Raw genomic sequence first — 16285 nt, forward strand, 5'->3', positions numbered from 1 at the left:
TTCCATAGTCAATATGATTTCATATATTACAAATTAAAATAATAATAATTATGCGTTTATTTTATTTATTCTTTTTGCTAATTTGCTCACTATCAGCACATAGCATATCTAACGACACGATTCCTCTCTGCATAAGACAAGCTGACGTTGCCAACAGATTGTCTATGAGGTATCCTTTTAGGTCGAACAATGCCGATGAAGTTCGAGAACAGCCTGTATATCTGAACGTCACGACTACCGCCGCCGGTCAACTGGCAGAAAAGGTTGGTGACGATATAAACAATGTGGATTCATTGATAGTAAACGGCCCTATCAACGATACGGATTTCTACACCCTCTGGAGTGGGACATTCTATGGCAGGCTATCCGTCATCAATTTGGAAAACGCCGAAATTATTAATGGCGTAATACCGGAATGGGCTTTTTGCCGTCCAAAAGAACAAGTGATTGATGGATTTATATACTCGATAGGCCTAAGAAGAATCATTTTCCCTGAAGGATTGAAAGTAATAGGTCAGAGCGCTTTTAATTTTGTGGATAATTTAGAGGACATTAACATTCCAACCAGTCTCCAACGCATAGAAAGTTCTGCTTTCGAGAATTGTTGGTTATTGAAGACCAACCCTCTGGTGTTTCCCGAAGGCTTCGAAAAGTTAGAAGAGCGGGCATTTATAAACTGCTCAGAATTGAAAGGCAGCGTCGTGTTGCCTTCCACAATCAAAGAAATAGGGGCATTAGCCTTTTATTTATCTAAAATAACATCTATAAACTTCCCTGAAGGATTGGAGGAAATCGGGAATGAGGCGTTTAGGGGTTGTCGGCTTAAAGAGGTGGTCATCTCGAATCCGAATATTATCTGGTCAGGCGAATCACAGTTTGGATATAATTTCAAACTGGAAAAAATATCTTTGCCCGAAGAAATGACATACATCCCTCCTCGATTTCTTGAGTGTTGTATAGAATTGAAAGATTTCAGCATACCATCTGATGTCAAGGTCATCAAGAGTGGTGCATTCAACGAATGTTATAATTTACAGAAATTGGAATTACCTGCAGGATTGGAAGAAATTGAAGATCAGGCGTTTAGCGAATGTAATGCATTAGAAGAAATTGTTTTCCCCGCATCCTTGAAGACCCTTGGAGCTGAAAGCTGCACAAATTGGACAAATATAAAACGCATCTACAGCATGGCTGCCGAGCCGCCAGTATGCAAAGTCAATATGAATTCAGGAGCAACGCCTTTCTATCCAGGTACTCCTAATGACATCCCGGTATATGTACCTACTGGTACAGCCGAGAAATACCGCAATGCCAAGGGTTGGGATTATTTTACGAATTTCATAGAAACAGACGATTTCCCGACTTCAACTATAAATGACATCAATATAGAGCAGCAGGAATCCAAGCAAGGCATTTATGACCTGAGCGGCAGAAAAGTGACAACTACCGAAAAAGGAAAAGTATATATCATCAACGGCAAGAAAGTAATTACTGACAACAACAGCCATTAAGAAAGACTTTCAGTTATCATTTGAAGGCCAAAAGGCTATAACGACATATTAGAAACGATAGCGGTCATCCCACATTGCAAATACAGCAAAGAGGGATGACCGTTTTGGGTATTACGTTGAACGACCTGATGACCGCATTTTGGGGGTTATGCAGGTCTACGCTCTGCAAATCACAGTTTATAGAACTCCGTGAATGCCTTGATGCAGTATTCATGGTCTGCCACAGAACCCGTCTCACGCACGGAGTGCATGCCGAGGACAGGGTTACCCATGTCTACGCCACGCAGAGGCAATGATGAAGCAAGGATATTGCCGAGGGTGCTGCCGCCTGCCACGTCGCTATGGTTGACGAAGCGCTGGCATGGCACACCGGCTTTCTCACAAATGCCTGTGAAGATGGCTGCCGAAACGGCGTCGCTGGCATACTTCTGGGCTGCATTGAACTTGATGCATGGACCACCGCCAAGCATAGGATGGTTGGTAGGGTCGAACTTCTCAGGATAGTTAGGATGCCAGGCATGGGCATTGTCGGCAGAAATCATGAACGACTTCTCCACGCTGCGGTAGAAATCCGACATTTGGCCACCCTGTGCGAACACCAGACGCTGCAACAGACTGCTCAGGAACGGGCTGCCGGCTCCCTGCTTTGTCTGGCTGCCCGTCTCCTCATTGTCGAATACGGCAAGCACCTGTGTAGTCTCCGGCACACCGCCACTCATCATCAACGCCATGAGTCCGGCATGAACCATGCTCAGGTCGTCGAGTCTGCCGGCAGAGATAAACTCGTCATGCACGCCGAAGGTGCTGGCAGGAGCAGTGTCGTAGAGATAGAGGTCGAAGTCGAGGATATCCTGCGCCTTTACACCGAGTTCGCCGGTGATGACGTTCATCAGCATGTTGCCAGCCTCAAGCTGGTCGTTCACGATGCCGAGCAGCGGGAGCATGTCTTTCTGCTTGCTCAGTTTCACACCGTCGTTTACCTGACGGTTGAAGTGGATGGCGATATTGGTAATCTGCAGCAATGGTCGCTTCACATGCAGCAGACGGGTTTCCGGCTGCAGCGGATTGCCGGTGCGCAGGATGACTCTTCCGGCGAGGCTCAGCGGACGGTCGAACCATGTGCTCATGATAGGTCCACCATATACCTCGGTGTTGAGTTTCGTGATGCCTCCCTCACATACCATTTCCGGATTCGGCTTGATACGGAAGGTGGGCGAGTCGCAATGGGCGCATATCAGATGGAATCCCGCATCGGCGATAGTCTGCCTGCCTATGCGGACGGCATAGAGCGAGGAGTCGTTCTTGGTGAAGAACAGCTGGTCGCCTGGCTCAATGGTGCCTATGGGAGCAGTGGAATCCATCTCTTTGAAACCGGCAGCGGCAAGACGCTCCTTGAGGGTCTTCACTGCGAGGAAATTCACTGGCGATGCATCGAGAAATGCGAGAAGGTCTTTTATCATAGTACTTTGTTTTTAAGTTATACAATCAAGGCACGTCGGAGAATGACAGACGCCTCATTCACACCATATTATATATAACAAGAAAGGGACATGCCCGACGTGACGATGCATCATCCGGCTGTCCCTTTCTTTGTATTTGCTTATCAGTCGTTCTGCTTGCTTCTATAATTGTCCAAGCCCTCCTGGAGGAAGTTCAGATAGTCTGACACGTCTTCCTTGAATGAGAATGGACGAGAGAGAGGCATACCGTCAGGACCGAGGGTCACGTAGTATGGCTGTGCGAGAGCACCGAACTTGCTCTGCTGCAGATAGCTCCACTTGTCACCGACAGTACGCAGAGTGCGCTTCTGTCCGTTCACGGTCACCTCGATAGGCTTGGCCAGCGGCTGCTTGTCGTCAACATAGAGAGAGATGAGCACATAGTCGTTGTTGAGTTTGTCGGCAACGCGTGGGTCTGTCCATACGGCAGCCTCCATCTTACGGCAGTTCACACAACCGAAGCCGGTGAAGTCGATGAGGATAGGCTTGCCCTGTGCTGCAGCGGCAGCTACACCCTCTTCATAAGAAGTGTACTTAGGTTTCACCTCGTTGGTATTGAGGTTGAAGTCCTGTGTGTTCATCGGCGGTGCGAAGGCGCTGACAGCCTTACAAGGAGCACCCCAGAGACCAGGAATCATATATACGGCGAATGCCAGAGAAACAAGACCGAGCATCACGCAAGGCACTGGCATTGGCTTTGGCTCACCGAGCATCACGTCGCTCTGGAACTTGAGCTTGCCGATGAGGTAGAGACCCAAGAGGAAGAAGATAGCTATCCAGAGAGCGAGGAATGTCTCACGGTCGAGGATGTGCCATCCGTAAGCGAGGTCGGCAACAGAGAGGAACTTCAGAGAGAATGCGAGCTCCACGAAACCGAGGCTCACCTTCAGTGTGTTCATCCAAGAGCCAGACTTAGGAGCTGACTTGAGCCATGCCGGGAACATGGCAAAGAGTGTGAACGGCAATGCGAGGGCAATAGAGAAGCCAAGCATACCGACTGCCGGAGCGGCGATGTTACCCGATGTAGAGAACTCAGCGAGGAGCAGTCCGATGATAGGTGCGGTGCAAGAGAATGACACGAGCACGAGGGTGAACGCCATGAGGAAGATAGACACGAGACCTGTTGTTGCAGAAGCCTTGTTGTCTACGGAATTTGTCCACTTAGAAGGCAGCTCAAGCTCGAACCATCCGAAGAATGACACTGCGAATACAACGAGCACGAGGAAGATGATGATGTTGAACACGGCGTTGGTAGAAAGACTGTTCAGTCCGTTACCACCCGAAATAAGAGTGATAAGGAAGCCGAGCAACACGTAGATCACGATGATGGAAACGCCATAGGTAACGGCGTCGCGGATACCCTTCTTCTTGTCCTTGTTGCGCTTCATGAAGAAGCTTACGGTCATTGGGATGATAGGCCAGATACATGGCATGAGCACTGCGAGCAGACCGCCCACGAAGCCCATGATGAGGATATAGAAGAGAGAGTGGCTTGCGTTGCCACCTTCCTGATATGCCTTCAGCTCATTGATAACCGGTTTCCAGAGGTCGCCGTCGGCAACTACGGATGCCGAGTCAGCCTCAACAGCCTCGCCGGCCGGTGCCACGGCTGCAGTGTCGGCAGCGGCAGCCTCCTCTGTAGCTTCCTCCTGAGCCTCAGGAGCATCGGCAGGACCGTTGCCCTTGTATGAGAACTCCACAGAGGTTGGAGGCATACAGCCAGAGTCGTTGCAGGCGCCATACTCCAGATAACCCTTCACAGAGTATGTCTTGCCCGTAATCTTATAGCGCTGCACGAAGGTAACGCTGTTCTCATAATAGCGAAGCTGCATACCGAAAATCTGGTCGTACTCCTTGATTTCCCTGCCCTGGGCCTTGAGCTTGCCTACAGCCTTCACGCCCTCAGCCTTCTCGGTGTGCATAGTGGCAGGGATTGGTCCGTCAGCAGGGATGTTGGGGGCATATACATGCCAGCCCTTGGCGATCTTACCCTTGAAGACCACATCGATTTCGGTGTCAGAAACCTGCTTCTGACTAACTGTGAAATGTACTGGACTTCCTTGTGCCCACAGCATGATAGCCATAAGCATCATGAGCGAAGTCGTAAACATTCTTTTGATTACTGAACTTTTCATTATTACTTTATTGTTTTTTTATTTTTATTTTTCTTCGATTGTTTATCAAGGTGACTCCAACAGGAATCCTTATATAGTTACGTCAATCCTCCTTCACACCTTTGTGGGTCATGATGTCGAGCACGAAACGGTCGGTATCGTTCATGCCGCGGCTGCCGATGGCTGTGAGGTTGCGGATGCTCTGGTCCACATCGTCGTCGATGATTCCCTCGTATGAGGTGACATATTTGTGCTGCATGGCGAGCATCGCACTGAGCACTGCCGTGCTCACGCCGCTGGTGAGCTTCAGGGCGCAACTTGGCTTCGCACCGTCGCAGATCATTCCCGTAAGGTTTGCTATCATATTCTTCACCGAGAAGCAAATCTGCTCGAAGTTGCCGCCCATGAGATATGTGATACCGCAGCTGCTGCCCGTGCTGGCAACCACGCATCCGCAAAGTGCAGACAGCGTGCCAAGGTTTTGTTTGATATATATTGCCGTGAGGTTACTCATCACAAGCGCACGGATAAGCTCCTCCTCGGTGTTATGGTTCTCCTTGGCAAATACCACCACCGGCATGGTGGTGCAGATACCCTGGTTTCCGCTGCCGCTGTTGCTCATCACCGGCACCATGGCTCCCGCCATACGTGCGTCGCAGGCACAGCTTGTGGCAGACAGTATTCTGGAGAAGATGCTGTCGCCCATGATTCCATGACCGAGCGGACTGCAGAGCGTCTTGCCCAGCTGGTGGCCATAGTTCTCGCGCAGTCCTGCCGCAGATGCAGCCTCGTTGAGCTTCTTGGCGTCGAGGATGAAGCGGATGTCGTCGAGCTTGGCAGTGTGGGCGAATTCATACACTTTACCCAGCGTCAGCCTGATGTCGTCGGCAGCCTGTGAGGCTTTAGCGGCACACGAAGCCACGTTGAGCAGTTCCTCTGCGTCCTTGCGCATGAAGACGAAATTGGTGTGGGAGCTCTTGATGCGAGCCTCAGCTTCCTTTCCGCCAGCCTTGCAGAGGGCGTTGATATACAGTTTGTCGGCGTCATCATGTTCGAGGGTTATCTTGATTCTTCCCTCGTCGATGTATTTCTTTCCACGCTCCACATCGTCCTTCGTGCAGTCGCGGAGCACTTCCAGACTGAGTTCAGGCTTTCCCGCCAGCGCTCCCAAAGCGATGGCGATGGGAAGACCGATCATTCCCGTGCCAGGGATGCCTACTCCCATGGCGTTCTTAAAAATGTTTGCACTAAGTCTGACATCAATAGTATCAGGCTCCGCTGCAAGCAGCTCTGTTGCTTTTGCCACACAAAGTGCCACAGCAATTGGCTCGGTACATCCAATAGCAGGCACAACCTGACGATGCATCAAGTCCAAAATAGCATTATACTCTGAAGGTGTAATCATAATATAACAAGGATAATAAAAGTATTGCACAATTATGTAGCTGCAAAAATAAGCATAATTATATTAACAAACACGTTTTTAGCCAATTTTTTATTTTGTAATTATGAAAAATATGCCTATCTTTGCAAAAATAATAGACATTTGGTGAGAATATAATGGATTCCGGCAATAATTTCTCTGCCGGAATCCATTATATTATATTGCCAGGAAACACATAAAATCAAATAAAAAATAATTTTCATTATGGCTTACATGTCACAAGATGGCTACGACAAGATGGTAGCCGAACTGAAACGTTTGGAAAGTATTGAGCGTCCGAAGGCATCTGCCGCAATCGCAGAGGCTGCCGACAAGGGCGACCTTAGTGAGAACTCTGAGTATGATGCGGCAAAAGAAGCACAGGCTCATCTGGAAGACAAGATCAACAAGCTGAAGCTCGCCATCGCTGAAGCGAAGATCGTTGACACGTCACGCCTCAGCACCGACACCGTACAGATTTTGTCGAAGGTGGAGATGACAAACATCGCCACTAAGGCAAAGATGACATACACTATCGTCAGCGAGAGCGAGGCGAACCTCAAGGAGGGAAAAATCTCCATCAAGACTCCTATCGCACAGGGACTGCTCAACAAGAAGGTGGGCGACGAGGCTGAGATAAAGATTCCTCGTGGCACCATAAGACTGAGAATCGACAAGATTTCCGTAGAATAAAAACTATAGATTATGGACATTTTTTCTAAGATTGCTGCAGGCGAGATTCCAAGCTGGAAATGCGCCGCAAACGAGAAATTCTATGCGTTCCTCGACATCAACCCTCTGGTGAAGGGTCACACTCTGGTGATTCCACGCCGTGAGGTGGACTACTATTTCGACATGACCGACGAGGAGATTGCCGAAATGGCGGTGTTTGCAAAGAAGGTGGCAGTTGCCATCAAGAACGCTTTCCCATGCCGCAAGGTGGGCATGGCGGTGCTCGGACTGGAAGTGGCTCATGCCCACGTTCACCTCGTGCCGATGCAGAACGAGAAGGACATGCTCTTCTCTAACCCTAAGCTGAAACTCACCGACGAAGAGTTCAAGGAAATCTCCGACAAGATCTTCGCTGAGTTCAACAAACTGTAATTACGCTGCCCCACTCTGGCTGAAGGAAAACTAAGAGCAGGGCACGACGGAAACTCCAAGAGATTTTTTAACCCCAAACGGCATGATGACCGTTTGGGGTTAATTTTTTTATGGACAAATCGCCATATAAGACAAGAAATGACGACACTCCTACCCTATCTCCGGACGGCTTTACTATTTCAACACACACTGTTCCACATTATATCCCGTAAGCTCGACAAACGGTACTTGCTGTCGCGCATCGGCATTGTCCCATCTGATATTGACAGTGCGCTCCTCTCCGGGCATGAGGTGGAAATAATTGTCTGAATAGTCCACGGGCAGCACCTGACAACCATCGCCGGTCTTGAGGTTCAGCCTTATCATCATTGCCGGTGTGGAATCGGTGTTCCGCAAAGTCAGAGTCATGCCGTTGCCGGACGGGCGTTTTACTGAAGCCGCCACATTCACCTGGGGCAGTGTGGCAAGCTGCTGCAGATTGCCTTCGTCGGTAGACAGCACATAGAAATTGGTAGACAACGTCGCGTTATTGCTGTCGGCAAGTCTCAAACGGATGTAATACACCGTTCCGTCGATATTCCCGGGCACGGAGTCGGTGGCGAGAGCTGCCAGTTCTACGGTGGAGTCACCATTGGAGTTTACCATATTGCTATCCACACGGACAATATTGCCACGGATATCGAGCAGTTCGCGGGTTGCCACAAGGTCTTTATAGTTATCCGCCGTGCGGTTTACCACCTCGATGCTGCGTGTCAGGGCGTTACGCTGGATATGCAATGGTTCGCAAGCCTTGCGTGCGCCGAAGAAGGCTGCCGTAGGTTCGAAATAATAGTCATAACACTGCCATGTATAGCTTGGCCAGCAGGCGTGGCTCATCCAGATGAGCAGTCCCTGGCGGTATTTCGAGTCTGCCTCATACATCGCACGATAACCTTCATAGTTTTCCCATTGTGCCAGACGGGTGAAGTCGTCGGCAGACTCCGGTTTGCCGAACATACGTTCGACGATTGCCATGAACGAAGCGCCTCGCTGAGCGCCTGCCTGTGTGAAATCATGCTGTCCCCAGGCGTCGCCGGGTTCCCATTCTATCGGTTCTGCGAGTGTGCGGCGTGTGCCTTCCGGCGTCATCACGTTAGGCATGCCACGCTCGGTATGCAGTTTTCCGCTCTGCTTGGCGAAGTAGGTACGTGGCGGTTCCGCCCAATACGGTCCGTGTCCGCTCACTCCATCATCAGCCGAAGATGATATGTAGAGTAACTTCGGGTTCATCTCTGCCACAGTCTGCCGCAAACCGTCGTCGAGGGTCTTTGGAGGATAACCTTCGTTTCGTCCGCAATAGAGAGCAATCGACGGATGGCGGCGCATACGGCTTGTGAAATCACGGGCATTGCGCATGAACATCACCTCGTCGTCGGGATCCGGTCCGTCGGCAGGGTTGGCAAGCCAGAAGTCCTGCCACACCATGATGCCATACTTGTCGCAAGCGTCATAAAACTCCTCGTCGCCGGTCATTCCCACCCAGTTGCGAATCATGTTGAAGTTCATGTCGCGGTGCAGGCGCACGGCAATGTCGTATTCCCTCTGGCGATAGTTGAGGTTAGACTCCGGGAATCCCCAGTTTCCGCCGAGCGGCACGATGCGTCGCCCGTTGACGAAAAGTTTCAGCTGCGTGTCAGGGTCGGCATATCGCATCTCCCTTATACCTGCCTTGTAGTGGATGCGGGCAGTGGCGTTGTGGCTCTGCTGATTGTCTGCCAAAAACTCAAATCCGGCATCATGCAGATATGGCTCGCCTTGTCCGTTTGGCCACCAGAGGCGTATGCGCCGGTCGCACAGGGTCTGGTATTCGTCGGGACTGAACACCACCTCTCGCTGTTCTCCGGCTTTCAGCGTGATATTCTTTTCAAACTTCAGATTGCCTATCCATCCTCTCAGCGTTCCGCTCACTTCCTTGTCGAGCCAGTTGTGCGCCAACACGCGTGGCGTCATGGTGGCAAGGGTGTCGGGCAGATTGTCGAAACGGGTGCTTACTACGGGGTCTGCGAGTGTTACGGAAGCAGTAGAAGTAAGATAGACATCGTTCCAGATACCGATATCACGACCGCGGATAGTTGATATCCAGTCCCAGCCGATAGTGGCATGGAAGGTGGGGTTGTCTGCTCCGAGTATGCCGCCGTTGAAATCGGTGTTCAGATGGTTTTTCTCCTTTATCGCTCCGGGATGTGCATTCTTGTGGATAAGCACGGCGAGTGTGTTTCCTCCTCCGTTGAGATATGGAGTGATGTCGGCTACGGAACGGGTGAAGGCTCCCTCTATACGGTCTATCTTCTTGCCGTTGACCCACACATCGGCTTTCCAGTTGATGCCGTCGAAATTCAGAAGCACCCGCTGTCCGGCCATCTCCTTCGGCAGGGAGAAGGTGCGGCGATACCAGAAGTCGGAGTTGAAATATGAATCGCTGATGCCGAACATATTGTCGGCATAGTCTGGATTGGCAAGAGCGCCATAGTTGACGAAACTGGTGAGCACGGTGGCTGGCACGGTGGCTGGAATCCAACTGTCATCGGTGGCAAACTGTCCGGTGGATACCTTCTCACCTCCTGCTTTCACCTGTGACGCGCGGCACACTTTCCAGTCTCCGGCATTGAGCATCATGCGGTTGTCGGCATATCCACCGTTTGCTGATTCCATACCGGGGCGGGTTGCAGACTCCGTGTCGCGCCGAACGCCCTTTCCTTCAACCTTCAGTTCGCTCAGCACGTATGCCTTGGTTGGCACATCGCCGGTCTTCGCCACATCAATGCTGCCGCCGTCCATGGTGACTCTGACATAGCGGCAACTGACGCCGCTGAGTTTTATGCGGTCGGTGCGCCGCTTGCTGTTGTCGGGCAGCGTTGCCACACGGCGCCATTGCCGGGCATCGTCGCTGACTTCTATATATCCATGCTTGGGTCGGCGTATCCACGAAAGGTCAACGAACGACACCTCTGACTTTGCCGCCAGGTCTACCTGTGCCCATTCATGCCCCTCGCCGGCACTCATCCAGGCACTTCCGAAACGGGAGTTTGGTATGACATCGGCAAGCACCCGCCCACCGTCCTTGTAGAAGTCGATATTGAAGACTGTCCAATATACAGCTCCTTCCATATCCAACTCCAGGCGCATGGCCGTGATGTCCCGGCAGTCAGCGGGCAGGTCGAACTGCAGATTGATGTCGCGCTGCGGCAGCATGCTTGTCCCGGTCTGTTTGTTTGGGTCGCTGCTCACCTTGCTCTTCGACAAAGTGCCGGGCAGCTTGCCGCCCCGGTCTTCTGCCACCACACGCCATCCGCCTTTCTTGCCGGTCGGCACAAGCACTTTTATACTGTAGCCTCCATGTGCCTTCGCCTCATCGTATGCCACGTAGCAGCGCAACTTTATGCGGTCGGCTTTCACCGACATCGCCGTCCACTGATATTGCAGGCTGTTGCTGCTGCCCATCAGCGTGTTGCGGGTCCACTCCCCACCGTCGATTGCCCATTCCCGCTCGCGTCTTGGCAGCGGTCCGGCGGCATCGCATACGGTGAGTGTCGGCGGCATCGTGGTTGTCACGATGCCATCGGTGAGAAGTTGTCCTGTGAGATTGTAGTCGAAACATGATGATGTGCGCACCTGGCGCATCAACGACAGGTTGTCATCGGCATCGGGATTGGCAGCAAAGGCTGCTGATGCGAACAAAAATGCCATTAGGCTATTGGCTATTCTACGGTAACAGATCATATATAATAGGTTTTAGATGCGAAGTTAAGAAAAGTATTTGAAACGGCAAGCGTTAATTCATGAAACAAACGTTCAGTGACGAAAAAAGCCAGAGACCATCGGGCTATCAACGCCCATTGGCCTCCGGCTATATCACAAGCGGCTGTCATACCGCGCAAAAGTCCGTTATGGCATCTTACCATGTCACGCTCATACCCATCGATATGCTGGCGTTTGAGCTGAGAGGGATACATTCCTTGCTGGTCTTGCCAAGGATGTGGTCCATGCCGATGAAGAAGTTGTAGCCCTTCGGATGGATGTTCACCACATATCCCATGCTTGTAGCAAAGCTGCTTGCCGCAAAGCTGATGCCCCCGTCAAGCCACTTGAGGGGTTTCCAGTTGGCGCTCAGTCTGCCTTCTGTCCATGAGTATTCTCCCTTGATGCGTGTTGTGCTGAGCAGACCAAAGCTTATCTTGCGGTATGCCGGCAACTGATACTCACAGCCCACATTCAGTGTGGCTCCCAGACCTGTGGTGCGACTTCCCTTGTCGCCTTTGTCCTGCAGGTTTATGAAGTCTGTTATCTGGTCACTGTATTTGTCTGTCTGGTCATCGATGGTTCCCGGGCGGTCGCTATTCACTGAAGTGTCATGGAATCCGCAGAACTCGAAGCTCTTGTTCTTGTTGGTTGCCAGCATATCGTTGCTCCAGCTCATGAATCCGAGGTCGAGCACCGAGGCGCTCACCGTCCAGTCTTCGTTGATCTTATACACGGCACCCAGGTCGAGAGCCATACCGAAGCCTCCGAGTCCGGCTCCATCCACATCGATGTCGTCAATCTTCTCGTATGTGCCGGCACCTGCCGTTTCATACTCCTTTTCCTTCATCTTATACTGGAATCCCTTCATCGAGACATCTGCCTGAGCGTCACCGCTGATTGTCCATTTCTCCGGTGCCGAGAGGTCTGCCTTCACGTCCTTGAACTTGAAGTCGGCACGTGCCACTCCGAAGAGGAGTTTGAATTTCGCACCTACTCTCAGCTTCTCGTCGATATTGCGTGAATGACCGAACGCCAGTTCCACATACGACTGTGCGTGGGCGCTGATGTCACCGATATTGTAGCTGTTGTTGCCGGTGTTGCGTGCAAACTCGAAGAGTTCGTATGGCAATACCATACCAAGCGATGACTTTGAATTGAGTTCCACGGTGTTGTATCCGCCGAACGCCTTGAAGCCGGCAGCGAGAAGCGCCACTGACACGTTGCCCACCACTCTGTTGTTGCTGGTGGAGAATCCGTCGAGCGCCTTGGCATCTGAGATATAGGGGTTCATGAAGGTCGTCATCTTCTTGTTGCTGTCGATGCCGAAGCGTGGATTCTTCATCACCACGTCTTCATAACCGAAATTTCCCTGAAGACTGATGTTCACGTTGCCGAGACCTGGAATGGAAACGAAGTTCTGGTCGTTGCCGAATGCCGGGTTCATAGTGTTGCGGGATGCGAACTGGTCGGTGAAATACGCCGAATTCAGGTTCTGCGCCATTGCCGAGCTGCCGGCGGCAAGCATTGCCACGGCGAGCATATTCTTTATCTTAAGACTTGTCATAATCAGGTTTTGTGTTTAAAGGTTAATTAAAGTCGCCTATCACCTTGCCCACCATCTTTATCTTTATATCGGTGAGCTTCAGAGTATGTTTCTGCGCATTGAGCGTGATGCCCGTCACGGCGTTTCCTTCACCGCTTGCCTTTCCGACAACGATGAGCACCAGTCCGTCGAGTCGCTTCATGACATCATCGTCGGTCTGCATGATCTTCACCTCCAGGGGTGATGTCTGCGATTCCACTCCGTCTGCCGATGCCTTCACATCCTTCTGAACGAGCTGCACCTCGATGCCCTTGAGTTCCTTCTTGTCGGCATCCACCGGTATGACATCCAACGACATATATGCAGGCACACAACTTGTCACGTTTGCCGTAGCCAGCAGATAAGCACCGTCTGCAAGCTTCATGTCCTTGATGTCGTCGTGCCATCCGTCGAGGGTGTCACGGTATTCTATCACCGCATTCTCTGCAAATGCCAACGGTGCATCAACATGATACGAAGGCTGTATCACGTAGGTATGTCCGAGTTCGAAGCGTCCTTCCTTCTTGCTGTCTGCCATTGCCGTAGCGGTGAACTTGATGTTGTCCGGTATGGTCTTTATGAGGTCTGACAGATTGCTCTTGGTGATTACCTGGTCGTAACCTTCCACTCCGTTTCCTCTGCGACAGATGCACACATGGGTTGTCTTGCCGCCTGTCACACGTATTCCCTCTACATCCACCGAGGCTGTCTCGCGTCCGTTCTTGAAGGCTTTGATAGTACCGTTTACGACACCATCCACCTGCATGTCGTTGCTGATGTCGAGCGAAATCTGCGGATTATACAGGTCTGCCACCACATTTCCGTCTTTCAGGAAGTCCGGCACACCGGTGATGTCCACGTCACCGAGGTCGTTGAGGGCGATATCCGGGTTGAAGCGTCCTGTGGCTGATTCGATGGTGAAGTTGTCGTTCTCATAGGTACAGGTGATCTCTCCTCCGACATTTCCTGCATCTGCTGCAGAACCGGTATATGGAGCTGAAACATTCAATACGATAAAGCCGTCAAGTTCCACATCCTTGCCGTTTATCTTTATTGAAGAACCTGGATATTCCTGCTTAGTCTTGAAGTCGATAGCCTTGATATTCACCTTTACCACCAGGTCTTTTGAGGTTGGCACATCATTGAAGACTACCTTTCTTCCATTTACAGTCGGCGTCATCAAACTTCCGTTGTCTGCCAGTTCCATATAGTTAGGGAATGTCAGCGAGAGTTCCTGGAACTTCGGAATGCTCCTCTTGATATTGTCATCGAATTTGAGTCTGAGTGTTACGGGTGCCTTCAATTCAGCCTTCTTCATTTCGATTACATCTGCCGGTTTCTCACCCCTGTAATGGAACTCCACAAGGTATCCTACGCCACTTATGTCGCCAACATACGAGTCATTGCGACGCACGCCTTTCGACTTTGTAGGCGATACGACACCTACAGGCACTGGAGTGATGATGGGCTCGGACTTCTTCCAAACTACAATCTTGTCGATAAGCGGATGCACGGGGGCAACGTTTCCACCATCCTGGCGGAACACATAATCGCCGTTTGCAGCCTCTACTACACTTCCGTTTTCCTCGAGCTCCAAAATGTCGCCCAACTTGATGTCTTCGGTTGTGCTGACAGGAATCTGGAGCCCATCGCTTCCGATACCAATCGTGGAATCGATGTTTCCAAAATCATAGTCACTGTCTGAACATCCTGTGAACACGAGCGCACCTGCGACGAACAGTGCCGGTAGCAATCTCGCGGAAAGATTTGATTTCTTCATGTTATTTTTTTGTTGGTTATGTTGCAGTGTTGTTATAGTCAAGTCCACTGTGTCGTACTATATATCATGTCTGAATATTCTGTTGCAGAACATGCAGCAGTCCATTAACGTACCTGTTTTATCAGTAGTCTAACTTTTCTTTGTTTATTCTTGTGCAAATGTAATGAAAAATATGTTAAGACAATAATGTATGTCAAGATATTTTTCCATCTGTTTTTTTTGCATAAATTTTCCCCATGACGTGGGGAATGAAACCCCACATTAGGGGGGTCTGTTCCCCACGCTATGGGGGATTTTAGCTATATATTTTTGTCACCGGAATTATTTAATCCAACAAAGCCTCTAATCTAAAAAAATCCTAACAAGCCCTAACGACCAATCTTGGTTAAACCCAAATCGCTTTCTATGTTAATATCCAAATGTTTTGACCATTATTTTCAATTTATGCTGAGATTTTATATTCAGGGGTGAATGTTTGGCGATTTCTGACCATGGCTGTGACCAAATGTACAAGTTTGTTCTTGACATTGTTCAGTGCAACCTGCTTCTTCTTTCCTCGTTCTACGAGGCGCATGTAGTACCTCGCCATAATGGGATTGAAGTTGACGGCAGCTAGTGCCGCTTGCGTCAGCATGGCCTTTATCTGGCGGTTAGCCATATAATGTACATGCGGATCGGAATGCACACTGGTTCCCGAATCTTTGCCAAATGGAGCTAGGCCGTAATAGCAGGCAATCTTGCGTGAGTCGTAGTTGAAACGCCGGAAGTTGTCGGTGTACACCATCAGGCACACAGCGTTCTGCGTTCCTATGCCAGGCACCGAGGTCACGATGGTGAACACCTCGGTGAGTTCCTCGTCCGACTTGATGAGATCGGCAATGCGCTTATCTATCTTCTCTATCTCCTTATTGAGTTCAGAGACGATGTGCCGTCCGCTCTGCGAAATCATTGTCTTGACTGGCGACTTCTCCATAGTGAGTCGCTTTTCGCCTCTACGCACCTGGAAACTGCATCTGTGTCTTACGATCATCTGACGGTATAGGAACAGCTCACGCAGTTGTGTAAGCGACTCGCTAAGAGGCTCGTACATAACGGCTTTATCGTAATTCCTCATGGCGTATTCTGCAATCATCGAGGCGTCAGCACGGTCAGACTTCAATCGTCTAAGACCAGATGCGTCTTTGATGCTCTTTGCGTTCTCAAGCCACATGTCGTAGCCTTTACCGTAGAGGAAGTTGCACAGTCCCTTGCTGTAGTCGCCCGTGTTCTCGCCACAGAAGAGCCACAAGGACGAGTCGATACCGCAGGAATTCTGCTCAACCCACTTGACCAACTGCCTATAGCCAGACACGGTTGTCTTGAACTCGTTGAACACTCTAGCAGCGGTTTCTGCCAGTCCGTCTGCAAAAAGGATAGCCACATCAACTTTTTCTTTCGAAAAATCAACTCCGATAAATAAATTCTTCATAACTTTGTACGAGTTATATTGTGT

At 50.5% G+C, this 16285-nt stretch carries 10 protein-coding genes; 3 read left to right on the forward strand and 7 right to left on the reverse strand.

The genetic code is table 11. The annotated features are described in order from the left end of the window. Positions 1-164: 164 nt before the first annotated feature. Complete coding sequence (locus tag ACDC99_RS09415; protein ID WP_308007239.1) at positions 165-1511, forward strand: leucine-rich repeat domain-containing protein; 1347 nt, start codon at positions 165-167, stop codon at positions 1509-1511. A 170-nt stretch (positions 1512-1681) separates the two neighbouring features. Here the strand turns inward: ACDC99_RS09415 and ACDC99_RS09420 are convergent, their stop codons facing one another. From ACDC99_RS09420 to ACDC99_RS09430, 3 genes are all read right to left on the reverse strand, one after another. Then, entirely contained in the window at positions 1682-2971 is a 1290-nt protein-coding gene (locus ACDC99_RS09420; protein WP_044080771.1) for a M18 family aminopeptidase, read from the reverse strand. Between the two features lie 143 nt (positions 2972-3114). Next, positions 3115-5145, reverse strand: a complete 2031-nt coding sequence (locus ACDC99_RS09425) for a protein-disulfide reductase DsbD family protein (protein WP_022317578.1) — start codon at positions 5143-5145, stop codon at positions 3115-3117. An 82-nt stretch (positions 5146-5227) separates the two neighbouring features. Continuing rightward, complete coding sequence (locus ACDC99_RS09430; RefSeq protein WP_197065834.1) at positions 5228-6526, reverse strand: L-cysteine desulfidase family protein; 1299 nt, start codon at positions 6524-6526, stop codon at positions 5228-5230. Positions 6527-6772: 246 nt separating this feature from the next. On the opposite strand from ACDC99_RS09430, the gene greA reads away from it, so the two are divergent. Continuing rightward, on the forward strand, positions 6773-7240 hold the full coding sequence (gene greA, locus ACDC99_RS09435; protein WP_022317580.1) for a transcription elongation factor GreA: 468 nt from the start codon (positions 6773-6775) through the stop codon (positions 7238-7240). Positions 7241-7252: 12 nt separating this feature from the next. Continuing rightward, entirely contained in the window at positions 7253-7651 is a 399-nt protein-coding gene (locus tag ACDC99_RS09440) for an HIT family protein (RefSeq protein WP_022317581.1), read from the forward strand. Between the two features lie 174 nt (positions 7652-7825). On the opposite strand, the gene ACDC99_RS09445 is transcribed toward ACDC99_RS09440, so the two are convergent. From ACDC99_RS09445 to ACDC99_RS09460, 4 genes are all read right to left on the reverse strand, one after another. Further along, positions 7826-11377 (reverse strand): glycosyl hydrolase 2 galactose-binding domain-containing protein, encoded by a 3552-nt coding sequence (locus tag ACDC99_RS09445; protein ID WP_370756638.1) that lies wholly within the window; start codon positions 11375-11377, stop codon positions 7826-7828. A gap of 208 nt (positions 11378-11585) precedes the next feature. Next, the gene (locus ACDC99_RS09450) at positions 11586-12995 is read right to left on the reverse strand and encodes a DUF5723 family protein (protein ID WP_370756639.1); all 1410 of its coding nucleotides are present in this window, start codon (positions 12993-12995) and stop codon (positions 11586-11588) included. A 22-nt stretch (positions 12996-13017) separates the two neighbouring features. Beyond that, on the reverse strand, positions 13018-14793 hold the full coding sequence (locus ACDC99_RS09455) for a hypothetical protein (protein WP_370756640.1): 1776 nt from the start codon (positions 14791-14793) through the stop codon (positions 13018-13020). 442 nt (positions 14794-15235) lie between these two features. Then, positions 15236-16261: an IS110 family RNA-guided transposase gene (locus ACDC99_RS09460; RefSeq protein ID WP_042517114.1), complete on the reverse strand. Its 1026-nt coding sequence runs from the start codon at positions 16259-16261 to the stop codon at positions 15236-15238. Positions 16262-16285: the final 24 nt, after the last annotated feature.

Source organism: Prevotella pectinovora (assembly GCF_041323955.1).
Classification (GTDB): domain Bacteria; phylum Bacteroidota; class Bacteroidia; order Bacteroidales; family Bacteroidaceae; genus Prevotella; species Prevotella pectinovora.

What these genes read in the sequence shown, in the direction of transcription:
- ACDC99_RS09450 (WP_370756639.1), bottom strand. Translation starts at nt 12,995, where the DNA reads ATGACAAGTCTTAAGATAAAGAATATGCTCGCCGTGGCAATGCTTGCC.
- greA (WP_022317580.1), top strand. Translation starts at nt 6,773, where the DNA reads ATGGCTTACATGTCACAAGATGGCTACGACAAGATGGTAGCCGAACTG.
- ACDC99_RS09455 (WP_370756640.1), bottom strand. Translation starts at nt 14,793, where the DNA reads ATGAAGAAATCAAATCTTTCCGCGAGATTGCTACCGGCACTGTTCGTC.
- ACDC99_RS09440 (WP_022317581.1), top strand. Translation starts at nt 7,253, where the DNA reads ATGGACATTTTTTCTAAGATTGCTGCAGGCGAGATTCCAAGCTGGAAA.
- ACDC99_RS09425 (WP_022317578.1), bottom strand. Translation starts at nt 5,145, where the DNA reads ATGAAAAGTTCAGTAATCAAAAGAATGTTTACGACTTCGCTCATGATG.
- ACDC99_RS09445 (WP_370756638.1), bottom strand. Translation starts at nt 11,377, where the DNA reads ATGGCATTTTTGTTCGCATCAGCAGCCTTTGCTGCCAATCCCGATGCC.
- ACDC99_RS09415 (WP_308007239.1), top strand. Translation starts at nt 165, where the DNA reads ATGAGGTATCCTTTTAGGTCGAACAATGCCGATGAAGTTCGAGAACAG.
- ACDC99_RS09460 (WP_042517114.1), bottom strand. Translation starts at nt 16,261, where the DNA reads ATGAAGAATTTATTTATCGGAGTTGATTTTTCGAAAGAAAAAGTTGAT.
- ACDC99_RS09420 (WP_044080771.1), bottom strand. Translation starts at nt 2,971, where the DNA reads ATGATAAAAGACCTTCTCGCATTTCTCGATGCATCGCCAGTGAATTTC.